This is a genomic window from Nonomuraea sp. CX421 (genome assembly GCF_059358955.1).
In genome coordinates, this window is the sequence record NZ_JCADBK010000004.1 from 213,097 (window position 1) to 225,252 (window position 12,156).

Genomic DNA, 12,156 nt, shown 5'->3' on the forward strand with positions numbered 1-12,156 from the left:
TAAAGCTGCGGGAGGTCCCACCATGACCGCGTTCGTGCCAATCCCCGACGACCGCTTCACCTTCGGACTGTGGACCGTCGGCTGGCAGGCGCGCGACCCGTTCGGCGACGCCAGTCGTCCGCCGCTCGACCCGGTGGAGAGCGTCCACCGCCTCGCCGAGCTCGGCGCGTACGGAGTCACGTTCCACGACGACGACCTGCTCGCCGTCGAGCCCGACCGGGAGAAGGCCGTCGCGGTGTTCCGCAAGGCGATCGGCGAGACCGGGCTGAAGGTGCCCATGGCCACCACGAACCTCTTCACCCACCCCGTCTTCCGCGACGGCGCGTTCACCAGCAACGACCGCGACGTGCGGCGGTACGCGATCCGCAAGGTCATGCGCAACCTGGATCTGGCCGCGTCGCTGGGCGCGCGGACGTACGTGTGCTGGGGCGGGCGCGAGGGCGCCGAGTCGGACGCGGCCAAGGACGTGCGCTCGGCGCTGGCCAGGTACAAGGAGGCGCTCGACCTGCTCAGCGGCTACGTGCTCGACCAGGGGTACGAGATCAGGTTCGCGATCGAGCCCAAGCCGAACGAGCCGCGCGGCGACATCCTGCTGCCCACGATCGGGCACGCGCTGGCCTTCATCAACGAGCTGGAACACCCGGAAATGGTAGGGCTCAACCCCGAGGTGGGACACGAGCAGATGGCCGGGCTGAACTTCGTGCACGGCATCGCGCAGGCGCTGTGGCACGGCAAGCTGTTCCACATCGACCTCAACGGGCAGCACGGCCCGAAGTACGACCAGGACCTGGTGTTCGGCCACGGCGACGTGAAGAGCGCGTTCTTCCTGGTCGACCTGCTGGAGCACGGCGGCTACGACGGGCCCAGGCACTTCGACTACAAACCGCTGCGCACCGAGGACCCCGCCGACGTGTGGGTGTCGGCCGCGGCGAACATGCGCACCTACCTCATCCTGCGCGAGAAGGCGCGCGCCTTCCGGGCGGACCCGGAGGTTCAGGACGCGTTGCGGGCCTCGCGCGTCGACCAGCTGGCCGTGCCCACGCTGGCCGAGGGCGAGACGCTCGCCGATCTCGCGGCCGACGACTTCGACCCGGACGCGGCGGCCGAGCGGGGCTACCACTTCAGCCACCTCAACCAGCTCGCGCTGGAGCACCTGCTGGGCGTGCGGGGCGGGGTGGACCGGTGACCAGGCCGCTGAGCGTGCAGCTCTACACCGTCAGAGACCGGCTCGCGGCCGACCGGGACGGCGTGCTGAGCCGGATCGCCGGTCTCGGGTACGGCGCCGTCGAGCCGTACGATCCGACCAGTGACCCCAAGGGCTTCCGCCAGGTGGTGGACGACCTGGGGCTGACCGTCTCCAGCACGCACGCGTACGCGTTACTCGGCGAGGAGCCGGCGGCGGTGTTCGACGCGATCGCCACGATCGGCACCGACCTGGTCATCATCCCCGGCGGCATCGCGCACGAGGAGTTCACCTCACGCGACGGCCTGGCCCGGACCGCCGACCTGCTGAACGGCCTGGCCGGGCAGGCCGCCGCCCACGGGATGCGGCTCGGCTACCACAACCACTGGTGGGAGATCGAGCCGAGGATCGACGGCCGCCACGCGCTGGAGGCCCTCGCCGACCTGCTGGCGCCGGAGGTGTTCCTGGAGATCGACACGTACTGGGCCGCGGTGGGCGGCGCGGACGTGCCCAGCCTGCTCGGCCGGTTAGCCGATCGGGTGCTCGCGCTGCACGTCAAGGACGGGCCCGGCGTCAAGGAGGAGCCGCACACGGCCGTCGGGCAGGGTGTCATGCCGGTGCCCGAGATCCTCGCCGCCGCCCCCGGCGCCTGGCGGATCGTCGAGCTGGACAGCTGCGCGGGTGACGTCTTCGACGCCCTCGCCGCCAGCCGGGCCTACCTCGCCTCGCTGGAGGTCTCTTGAGCGGCGGACCCGTGGGCGTCGCCATCGTCGGCGCCGGTGTGATCAGCGGCCAGTACCTCCGTCACCTCGGCGCGTTCCCCGACGTCCGGGTGCTGGGTGTGGCCGACCTCGAGCCGGCGCGGGCGGCGGAGGTGGCCGAGGAGCACGGCGTGCCCGTGTCCGGCACGGTGGAGACCGTGCTCGCGATCCCCGAGGTGGAGATCGTGGTCAACCTGACGATCCCGGCCGCGCACGCGTCCGTCGCGCTCCGGGCGTTACGCGCGGGCAAGCACGTGTACGGCGAGAAGCCGCTGGCGCTCGACCTGGGTGAGGCGGCCCAGGTGCTGGCGGAGGCCGACAGGCTGGGCCTGCGCGTGGGCAACGCGCCCGACACGTTCCTCGGCGCCGGGATCCAGTCGACGATCCACGCGGTGCGCTCGGGCCTGATCGGCGTCCCGGTCGCGGTCACCGCCGCCACCCAGGGGCTCGGCCCGGAGTCCTGGCATCCCAGCCCGGAGTTCCTCTACCAGCGCGGCGCCGGGCCGCTGTTCGACCTGGGCCCCTACTACCTGACCACGCTGGTCGCCCTGCTCGGACCGGCCGCGCGGGTGGCCGCCGGCGCCCGCCGGGCCCGCCCGGAGCGCGTCGTCGGCTCCGGCCCGAAGGCGGGCACGGTCTTCCCGGTGGAGGTGCCCACCCACGTCAACGCCCTGATCGACTTCCCCGGCACCGCGATGGCGGCCACCACCTTCAGCTTCGACTCTCCGGTCAACCGCAGAATGATCGAGGTCATCGGCACCGAAGGCGCCCTGTCGCTGCCCGATCCCAACACCTTCGAGGGCCCGTTGCTGGCCCGTGGCCCGCGCGACTTCGACTGGCGTGAGCTGCCCCTCGCGGGCACGACGGCCGGGCGCGGCATCGGGGTGCTCGACCTGGCGCGGTCGCTCCGCGCCGGGACCCCGCACCGGGCGTCGGGGGCGCTCGCACTGCACGTCCTGGAACTCATGACGACCATCGAGGAGTCGGCCGAGCGAGGAGAGTTCCGCCCGGTCGCGTCCACGTGCCCGATCCCCGAGCCGCTGCCCCCTGACTGGAACCCACACGCATCCACCTTGAACTGACCGAACTCCGCACGGATCGCGTGCGCCGTCGGGCCGGGCCGGGCGAAAGGGCCCGGCCCGACCGGCTGGGTCGCGTGCCTGTCAGCCGCGAAAGGTGTGACCGCTCGTGCTGGTCCGGCCCGCGCCGTTCACCGCCTTGACCGTGATCCAGGGGTGAGCGGGATCCAGCCGGTCGGGAGCGAAGGGCACGCGGGCCGACTCCAACCCGCCGCGTGCGGTGTGCGCCGCCTGCGGAACGTCCACGCGCACCTCGCCCGCCCCCGCCTGCCGGTAGGCGATCTGCAGCGTGCCGCCGCGCAGGTTGTGGCCTTCGACCGCGAGGTCGCCTCCGTCCAGGGCGGCGTGCACGATGATCGGCTCCTGCCAGCCGGCCGCGAGGTCGTCGCTCAGCGAGGGGGTGTCCCAGTTGAGCCGGCAGGTCAGGAACGGGTCCCAGCCGTAGGCGATGATCTTGGTGGCATGCCGGCCCACCGCCATGATCTGGCGGTCGACCCGGCTCTTCGCGGCCCGGCCGCGCAACGGCAGCGGATCGGACCTGCCGCACTCGCCGGCCACCGGGGTGGGCTCGAACACCTCCACGTTCACCCAGAGCTCCACCCCCGGCGTCACGTGCCGGGCCGCCGCCTCGACGTAGTCACGGGTGGAACCGTGGTAGGCCTGCCGGTTCGTCAGCCTGCCCACGACCGGCACCAGCCGCTCGGCCACCTGGCTGTCGGCCTCGTGGGGGCCGTGGACGGGCACCTTGCCCACGCCGCGACCGTCCTGGATGGCGATGGCCATGGACGCCCCGGCCCGGGTGGCCGCTATCTCCGCGAAGCCCCGGCCCACCGAGTCCGGCGGGAATCCCCGTAACCTGCGCGCGTCCCAGTAGGGGCTGACCGTGATCGTCCGGCCGGGCAGCGTGGCGGCGACCACCGCGTGCTGGGCGGCGTACAGGGTGAGGACCTCGTCGCGGGGCGCCCGGTCCCGCATGGCCAGCTCGAACGACTGGTACACCCCGCCCAGCGACGGCCACGTGCCGTACCTCTCCCGGTAGTCGGCCAGCACCCGCCCGGTGAAGGCGTTGAGCACGTCCAGGTGCGCGAGGTCGGGCAGCCATGGCTTGTCCGGGTCCTGCGGGGCGGCGGGCAGCCCCGGGTAAACCTTCATGCCGTAGCCCGCGGCCTCGGTCAGCAGGTTGCCCAGGCCGTCGCCGTCGGTCGCGACCAGGACGAGGTCGTACTCGCCGGCGTCGCAGGAGCGGCCGAGCAGCAGCCGGTAGTAGACGCGTCCGCGGCTCTCGATCCGCCGGTCCAACCCCTCGCAGCGCAGCACGCCGGACCCGAAACGCTCGCTGGTCACGTACGTGAAGACGCGGCGGATCGTCTTGCCGGGGATCGCGTCGCGGGCGGCCAGGTAGCAGGGCTTCCCGTTCTCCAGGCAGTCGGCGAAGCCCGGAACGGGCTCGCCCTTGGCGCGCACCCGGCCGCCCGCGTCGACGGTGCTCAGCGCGAACCGGGGGCCGAACGTGATGATCGTGTCGCCGCCCACCGCGTGCATCGCCTCCACGGTGCGCCGGGTCAGGCACGGGTCGGCGCGGGGCACCACCCAGTAGCCGCTGATCGCGTACGGGGCCGTGACGCGGGTGTCCCTCGGCGGGCACTCGGCCTCGCCGGCGGAGCCGGCGTCCGGCACCACGGCCGCGCCCGCCGCGAAGATCACGACCAACCAGAGAATGAGCCGAACCCGTTGTCGCACATACCCGCACATACCCGGTCTCGTCGGTTTGTGCGATGCTGATCGACTTTTGTTCCTGACAAGCCCGTGACCTCGGCGGCTCCTGGCAAGATCACGCGAGATGTGGATCGTCGGCGCGGGCACCGGCCTCGAAACGATCACTCTTCGCGATCATCCAGCGCCGGAATGCGCTGGCATGAATGCTTACTATTCGAGCTGACGCCGAATTTGGGCAATTCACTTCACTGTTCGCGATCCCCAGCTATGATCTTCAGCGAGCTTCGCCCCGAGGACAAATAGGTCGATCGTCGAGTCACGGCTATCCCTGTCGCACCATAAGCGATTCCGCATGCGCGGTATGTCACTGACGCCTGCACCTCGGTTCATTTTCTTACGTCTCTACAGAAGGTTCAGCCATGCAGTTATCAAGAATTGTCCGTCGGTCCGCGCTGACTCTCGCCGCCCTGGCCCTGGCTTCGGGAGTCTCTGCCTGCGGAAGTGGCGACGGCGCCACGGAGGCCGCTCAGGGCGGGGGCGTTGACAAAGCGGCCCTGATCAGCAAGCTGAAGGCCGAGCCCGATTACGAGGGCGTGCCAGACTCTGCCCTGGATTGTCTGGCCGGCGTCTTCCTGAAATACGGCGACGAGACCGGGATCCAGGCTTACGTCGACGGCAAGGACAAACTCGACAAAATTCAGGCCTTCGGCGCGTCCGAGACGCAGGCCAAGACCGAAGCCGCGAAGTGCGCGTCGTAAACGCCATGGCTTGACGTATGCGCGGGGGAGGACGGTGGCCGGAAATGTCGGCGCGGTCTGACAAGATCACGACTTCCCGCGCCGACCGGAGGAGACCGAGCCATGCCATCCAACCCCACCACCTGGACCGTGGTGAGCGAGGTCATCGACACCGGCGACCTGGCCAAGCTCGTCGAGACCGTGACGGCGCTGGACGAACCCGCCCGGCGCGAGGTGGCCGCCGAGCTGCCCGGCCACATCGCCGTGGCCCGGCAGCGGGCCCATCAGCCCCGCGCGAACCACGCGGCGGCACGCGAGCGCGCGCTCCTGGCCACGCAGGAGGAGTTGCTGGGGCGGCAGGAACGCGGCGAGATCTCCCAGCACGAGTTCGAGCAGTCATGGCGCATGATCTGGACCTATCACGCTCCGAAGCCCGACTACGGCCTGCCCGACACCAACGGGTGGATAGAGCCGATGCGGGTCGCCGGCGCGGGCACCATCAGCTCCGCCAAGGCCGTGGTGACCTGGATCAACCGGCGCGACTTCGACCGCTGGGAGGTCGCCGGCGATCCCACGGCCGCGTTCGACCCGCTGATCGAGGTGATCGCCGCGCGTCCCGCCGCCTGGCAGGCCGAGCTGGCCACGCGGCTGGCGCTGCGCCTGCGTCCCGTGCGCCGCCGCGCCCCTCGGAATCTGAACCTCCCGCTGGCCCTGGCCCTGTTCCGCCGTACGGGCGCGACGCCGCCCGAGCACGACCCGCTGGTCGTCGGATGGGTGTCAGAGGAGCCGAGGCGGGACGATCCGCTGCGCGAGCACCTGCTGCCGCGGATCTTCGAGGCCGAGGGCGTCGGGCGGCGACTCCGCGACGACCGCACGTGGCTCTCCTTCCTGTGCGGCCTCGCCGCCAAGGGCGGGGTGAGCCGCGACCTGCTGCTCGACGGCTGCCGACGCCGCTTCCTGCGCGGCGGAGACGGCCCCGACCTGCGGTTCTTCGCCCGCCTGCACGAGCAGCTCCAACCCACGCCCGCCGAGCTCGCGCCACACGCCATCGACTACGCGCGGCTGCTGCCCACCGCGCCGGGACCGGTGGCCGAGCTGTCACTGCGGCACCTGCGCAAGCTGCCCGCGCTCGACCCGGCCGACGTGGTGGAGGCGCTGGAGGGGCTGCTGTTCCGGGCGGAGGCCGGGCTGGTCCGGGCCGGGCTGAGCTGGCTGCGGGAGTCGTTGCGGCACGCGCCGGAACGGGCCGACGACCTGTCGCCCGCCCTGGCCATGGCCTTCGGCCACGAGTCGTGGAGCGTACAGGAGCAGGCGGTGCGGCTCGCGGTCCGGCACGCCCGGCACTTCACGGAGGCCGGCCTGGAGACCCTGCGGGAGGGCACCGGCACGCTGCCGCCCGACCTGCACAACCGGCTGGCCGCCGCCATCGGCGGCGAGCCGGTCGAGCAGCCGGAGCCCGTGCCCGACCCCGAGGAGGCGTTCGTCCCCCAGCGGCTGCCCGCGCCACGCGGGCCGGTCCCGGCCGTCGCCCCGCCGCGCACCGCCAGGGAGCTGGCCGAGCTGTGCCTGGACGAGGCGCCCCAGGCGGCCGAGCGAACGCTGGCGACCTTCGTCCACCTTGCCACCCGCGACCTGGAGGCGCTGCGATCGGCGCTGGCGCCGATCGCCAAGACGGAGGACTGGCGCCTTCTCCGCGACGAGTGGCGCGAGCACGGCACCTGGATGCGCGTTCTCGCCGGCGACCTGGTGGACCCGGGGCGGGCGTACCCGACCGAGAGCGCCGCGTTCATGTACCAGCTGCGCCGCGACAGCGGGCTCCCGGCGACCATGCACGACGAGCCCGACCGGCTTCCGGGGGCCAGGCGGGCCTCGCCGCTGCACCGGTTCATCCTGCACAGGTACGCGGAGGTCCGCGCCGCCGCCCGTTCCGGGACCCTGCCGCCGCTGCTGCTCGCCCGGCCCGCCCTGTCGACCGGTCACGTCGATCCGGACGAGCTGGTGGCCGGGCTGGAGACCCTGGAGGCGGCGGGGGCCGAGCCGCTGCCCGCCGACTTCCAGCAGGCGTTGCTCAGGCTGCCCCGCGAGATCGACCCGGCCGTGGCCGCACGCGCCGCGCGCCTCACGTCGGACGCGGGTCGCCGGGCGGCCCGCTGGCTGGCGGGCGACGGCCTGCCCGACCCCGTCGTGCGGATCACCCCGTCGGGAGCGGACGACGGCCTGGGTAGCCGGATCTGGATGGTCACCACGGTCGAGGCCGCGCCCACGGGCCTGCCACTGGTGGACGAGCTGCTCGCCGACCAGCCCCGCCACGTCAACTACGTCTGCGACGGGCACCTCGGCGACATGATGGACCGCTGGCCCGGGGTCCTGCCGTCGCACCGGGAGGTCGTGGCGGCCCACCTGATCGGGCACCAGTTGCTCCCGCCGCAGGCGCGGATGCCGTCCGGTGTCCTGCGCGACCTGGCCGAGACCGCCGGGCCCACCGGATCGGCCCTCGCCCTCCTGCTGGCGTACCGGATCTTTCCCCGGCCTTACGCCGAGAACGACACGGCGCCCGCGCTGCGCGCCCTGCGCCGGCTGGCCGCCGCCGGCGACCTTCCCGCCGAGCACCTGGGCGTCGTGCTCGCCCAGAGGGTGCTCAGCGATGAGATCACCCTGCGCGCACTCGTCGACAGGCTGGACGCGGAGGCCCGCCACGGCATGCACCACGAGGTGTGGCGGATCCTCACCACGGCGATGCCGCCTCTGCTTCCCGAGAACACCGCCCACCCGACCAAGGCGCACCTCGACCTGGTCGTCCTGGCCATCCGGGTGGCCCGCTGGTCGGAGGCGCGCGGCGAGCTCCCGGCCCTGACCGCCTTCGCGGCCCGCAGAGGCACCGGCAGAATCCTCCGCCTCGCCCGGACACTGGCGGCCGACCTGGGATGACCCGGCCGGCATCGGCTGACGCACGGCCGGTCGGGCGAGGTGATCACCAGCGCTGGCGCGCCTCCTCGGCCCAGCCGGTCAGGCCGTCGAACTCGACCCAGCCGCCGTCGTCGGCGCGCGCCCGGCCGGTGAAGTGGCCGAAGCACTGGTGCGTCTGGCTGCCCACCACGCCCAGCTCGGTCCGCGAGATCTTGTCGTGGAAGGGGGTGAACTCCACCTCGACCCGCTCACCGGTGATCCGCCACGGGCGCAGCCAGTCGCCGCGGTCGTAGGTCCAGGTCAGCTCTTCGCCGATCTTGTGCAGCCGGCCGTCCACGAACAGCGCGTTCTCGGTCATGCCGGTGCCGTCGGTCCACTTGCCGCCGAGCTGGATCGCCAGGCCGGGCGCGCAGCCGGCGGCCCAGTTCCAGGTCATGGAGTAGGGCCACTTGCCGCGCCCGTGGTCGAGCACCGCGAACGAGTCGGCCTCGGTCAGCCGGTGCTCTCCCGACGCCAGCCGCAGCACGCCGCGTACGGGCCGGCCGAGGTCCTTGACCGTGTACTGGAACCGGGTCGGCCCCCAGGGCACCACCACGCCGAGCGACTCGTGGCCCTCCGGCGACGGGATCTCGACGTCCAGCTCGATGCCGGACGCCAGGGCGCGCAGCGAGGTGCCGCCGGGCGACTGGACGATGTCGATGGTCACGCCGCCGCCGCTGACACGGGCCGTGCCCTCGCCGCTGCGGTCGGGGAAGACGGCCCCTCGGGCCAGCGGCACCACGGCGTCCTTCGAGAGCTCAACGCCGGTGGCGCGGTCGAGGACGTAGACGCCGTGGACGCCCGCGTAGTCGAGTGACGACGCCACGAGCCCGATCACGTGTGAGGGGGTGACGATCCCCCAGTACTCCCAGCGCTTGGCCCGGCCCCAGCCGCGCAGGTTGCCCCGGTGCAGCGGGCGCCGCGTCCACCCGACCGCGTCCGGGTTGAGCCGCCCGTTGGGCAGACATAGGTCGGTACGGGTTGTTATCTCCCGTTCGTGCGTCGACATGACCGAAGGCTAGCGCCACATCCTGTGGCCCGCCCGGGGGCACCGGTCCGGCCGAGCCGACGGGGGCGCGACCGCTCGCGCGTAACGGCGAGAAATTCCCTGCCGGAAACCGTCACGATCATGGCGCCGCCGGCCTCTAGAGGAGCAAAGAAAGCCGGGCGAAGACCACTCGGCCGAGCCCCCGGAGGTAAATCCATGAACGACGGGACATTGATCGACGCGATTCTCGTTGCGATTATTTCCGACATATCAACAGCAACTCTCTGGTTTTACGCGAAACGAATGTTGCGAGGTTCTCGCTTCCGTGCGCGTACGCGGCGTTTTCGCAGCATCCTGGACAAGGAGGAGGAGCGACGGCATGTCTGACATCGAAAGGAACGGCCGGCCGGTCGAGGAACTACTGCGCCGCCACCGGCCGTACATCGCCAAGATCTGCAACGAGATCCTCGTCGATCGCCACGACGCCGACGAGGCCATCCAGCAAACGATGGTCACGCTTTTCCAGCATTTCCGCACACCGGGCGAACTAGACAAAATCCAGGACATCACAGCATATATCGCGAAGGCTGCTAAAAACGCCAGCCTCAAGTACCGCGAATCGCGACATCGCAAGTCGGTCGCCGAATACCGCGAAGACGACCTGTCCGTCCTCGACCGCCCGGCTCCGGACGACCCGCTGGAGACGTTCCTGGACACCGACTTCACCAGGACGCTGGACGAGGCACTGGCCGCGCTTCCCGAGCCGTTCGAGCAGGCCGCCCGTTCCGTGATCGAGTACGACGTCCTCGGGCCGCTCGCGCCCCTGACCGACAAGGAGCGGAAGGAACGTTCCAGGGGTCGGCCCCGCATCAGAGCGTCCGCCCACGTCGTCATGCGCGGGCGGCCCGGCGCGCAGCCGTCCGCCTGTCCCGGCCTGGAGAGTGCCGTCCAGACCGCGCACGAAGGCCGGCGCGCGGGCCGCATCAGTCGCACGCACCTGAACGCGGTCGTCACGCATCTCGGCACCTGCCCGGTCTGCGCGAAGGCGGAATGGGACCCGCTCGCCCGAACCCTCCGCGGCGCTCCGTTCCTGCTCGGTCCCGAGATCGTCGACCAGATCCGCGACGCCCTCGAACTGGTCAGCGCCGAGACGGGCACCCGCCCTGCCCGGGTGCCGAGGTCCCGTGGGCCCCGGCCGCCGCGTGGGCCTGCCCATACGGGGCAGGCGCTCACGGCGTGGACGCTGGTGCTCCTGCTCGGCGCTCTCCTGTTCGCGGTCCGGCCGCAGACCCTGGAGCTGGCCTCCGAACTGGTTCCCGCGCTGGCACGCGACCCGTACGTCGGGGCGGCGGGCCCCTCGGGGGGCAACGACTCCCAGCAGGAGGGCCGGACCCGGCGCGACGACGACGCCGGAGGCGGCGAGGAAGGCGGTGACCGCACCGGGCGGCAGGACCATGCCTCCGGCCGACAGGCGACGGCCGGCGCCGACCGGCACGGGGACGGCCAGGACACCACCGACACCCCTCGGCTCACCCAGCCGGACCAGGGGACGCCCCCCGGGCAGGAGGCGGGCCCGGAGGCCGAGACCGATTCCGAGGCGGAGCCTGAGGAGGAAAAGGGCCCCAAGGCCCCCGAGGCGGAGACGGCACCCGAGCAGGACTCAGCCTCCGGGCAGGAGTCCGGTTCCGAGCAGGGCGCGACCTCGGAGCAGCAGCAAGCGCAGACCCCGGCCGACCAGCAGCAGCATCCCGTCGTCGTGCAGCCGGTGCAGCCGCAACCCGTGCCCGCGACGCCCCTCCACACTCTGACCGTGCGGCTCACCGGCTACGGCGCCCACCTGAAGGCGACCGCCGACGGCAAGAGTCTCGGCATCTGCGAGCAGCCGGGCAACACCGATCACGACTGCTCGTGGCAGGTGGCCGAGGGCGCCGAGGTCACGCTGCGGGCGGCGGACGACCTGGCCGAATGGCGCCAGGGCCCCTGCGGCGGGCAGTCGAAGTCCTGCGCGTTCACGATGGGCGGTCCCCGGACGGTGGTGATGTACCTCTACGTCCCCGGGTGATCCACGATCCCGTACGGGCTCTGCGGCGCATCAGGAGCGACCGGACATGACTGGTGATTTCCTGACCGACCGGGCATTCTCCGGTTGGACAGCGCGACAGGTTCGGCGTCCCCCGCTTCGTGAACATCTCCAGCGAGGCCGTACCGGGCTTCTTCTTCGCCGACCGGCCCTGTCTCCCCGACTACGCGCCGGTGGACGAGGACCACCCGATCCGGCCGCAGGACCCGTACGCCATCGCGAAGCACTTCGGCGAGCAGCTCATGGACGCGGCCGTGCGCCGCGCCGACATCCGGTGCCTGTCCCTGCGGCCGAGCTGGGTGCAGCACGAGGGCAACTACGAGCGCAACCTCGGCCCGCTGGTCCGCGACGCGTCCGAGCAGGCCGCCGGGCTGTGGAGCTACATCGACGTCCATGACCTGGCCGACGCCATCGTGCTGGCGGCGGAGTCCGACCTGCCGGGCCACGAGGTGCTCTACATCGCCTCGCCGGACAACGCCGGCGGGCACGACTTCGCCACGGTGCTGCGGCAGCGGTACGGCGACCGGATCGAGCTGCGCCCCCTCGCCCGCCCCGACGCCTCCGGCATCTCCTGCGCGAAGGCGGCGCGCCTGCTCGGCTGGCGTCCGAAACGCTCGTGGCGCGACTACCTCGACGCGAACGGCCGCTCGCTGCCGAGGTAGTCGC

8 protein-coding genes and 1 pseudogene are annotated in these 12,156 nt (G+C 72.0%); 7 read left to right on the forward strand and 2 right to left on the reverse strand.

Annotated elements, in window-relative coordinates; all coding sequences use genetic code 11:
- Positions 1-22 precede the first annotated feature (22 nt).
- Genes xylA through AC5L3X_RS09710 form a run of 3 tightly spaced genes read left to right on the forward strand, consistent with a single transcriptional unit; the run spans position 23 to position 3,026 of the window.
- Entirely contained in the window at positions 23-1,186 is a 1,164-nt protein-coding gene (xylA, locus tag AC5L3X_RS09700) for a xylose isomerase (protein WP_494856450.1), read from the forward strand.
- Positions 1,183-1,926 carry a sugar phosphate isomerase/epimerase family protein gene (locus tag AC5L3X_RS09705; RefSeq protein WP_494856451.1) on the forward strand — a complete coding sequence of 248 codons (744 nt, stop codon included), beginning with the start codon at positions 1,183-1,185 and terminating at the stop codon, positions 1,924-1,926. Before xylA ends, AC5L3X_RS09705 begins: the two co-directional genes overlap by 4 nt.
- A complete protein-coding gene (locus AC5L3X_RS09710) occupies positions 1,923-3,026 on the forward strand; it encodes a Gfo/Idh/MocA family protein (protein WP_494856452.1) in 1,104 nt (367 codons plus the stop codon). Before AC5L3X_RS09705 ends, AC5L3X_RS09710 begins: the two co-directional genes overlap by 4 nt.
- Before the next feature lie 81 nt (positions 3,027-3,107).
- On the opposite strand, the gene AC5L3X_RS09715 is transcribed toward AC5L3X_RS09710, so the two are convergent.
- Complete coding sequence (locus AC5L3X_RS09715; RefSeq protein ID WP_494856453.1) at positions 3,108-4,727, reverse strand: DUF4434 domain-containing protein; 1,620 nt, start codon at positions 4,725-4,727, stop codon at positions 3,108-3,110.
- A gap of 431 nt (positions 4,728-5,158) precedes the next feature.
- On the opposite strand from AC5L3X_RS09715, the gene AC5L3X_RS09720 reads away from it, so the two are divergent.
- Positions 5,159-5,497 carry a hypothetical protein gene (locus AC5L3X_RS09720; RefSeq protein ID WP_494856455.1) on the forward strand — a complete coding sequence of 113 codons (339 nt, stop codon included), beginning with the start codon at positions 5,159-5,161 and terminating at the stop codon, positions 5,495-5,497.
- 102 nt (positions 5,498-5,599) lie between these two features.
- Positions 5,600-8,404: a hypothetical protein gene (locus tag AC5L3X_RS09725; protein ID WP_494856456.1), complete on the forward strand. Its 2,805-nt coding sequence runs from the start codon at positions 5,600-5,602 to the stop codon at positions 8,402-8,404.
- Positions 8,405-8,447: 43 nt separating this feature from the next.
- Here the strand turns inward: AC5L3X_RS09725 and AC5L3X_RS09730 are convergent, their stop codons facing one another.
- Positions 8,448-9,431 (reverse strand): DUF2804 domain-containing protein, encoded by a 984-nt coding sequence (locus AC5L3X_RS09730; RefSeq protein ID WP_494856458.1) that lies wholly within the window; start codon positions 9,429-9,431, stop codon positions 8,448-8,450.
- A gap of 358 nt (positions 9,432-9,789) precedes the next feature.
- On the opposite strand from AC5L3X_RS09730, the gene AC5L3X_RS09735 reads away from it, so the two are divergent.
- A complete protein-coding gene (locus tag AC5L3X_RS09735) occupies positions 9,790-11,472 on the forward strand; it encodes an RNA polymerase sigma factor (protein WP_494856460.1) in 1,683 nt (560 codons plus the stop codon).
- A gap of 110 nt (positions 11,473-11,582) precedes the next feature.
- Positions 11,583-12,152 (forward strand): annotated as a pseudogene (locus tag AC5L3X_RS09740) (NAD-dependent epimerase/dehydratase family protein); the annotation flags it as partial.
- Between the last annotated feature and the right edge of the window lie 4 nt (positions 12,153-12,156).

What these genes read in the sequence shown, in the direction of transcription:
- AC5L3X_RS09720 (WP_494856455.1), top strand. Translation starts at nt 5,159, where the DNA reads ATGCAGTTATCAAGAATTGTCCGTCGGTCCGCGCTGACTCTCGCCGCC.
- AC5L3X_RS09735 (WP_494856460.1), top strand. Translation starts at nt 9,790, where the DNA reads ATGTCTGACATCGAAAGGAACGGCCGGCCGGTCGAGGAACTACTGCGC.
- AC5L3X_RS09730 (WP_494856458.1), bottom strand. Translation starts at nt 9,431, where the DNA reads ATGTCGACGCACGAACGGGAGATAACAACCCGTACCGACCTATGTCTG.
- AC5L3X_RS09725 (WP_494856456.1), top strand. Translation starts at nt 5,600, where the DNA reads ATGCCATCCAACCCCACCACCTGGACCGTGGTGAGCGAGGTCATCGAC.
- xylA (WP_494856450.1), top strand. Translation starts at nt 23, where the DNA reads ATGACCGCGTTCGTGCCAATCCCCGACGACCGCTTCACCTTCGGACTG.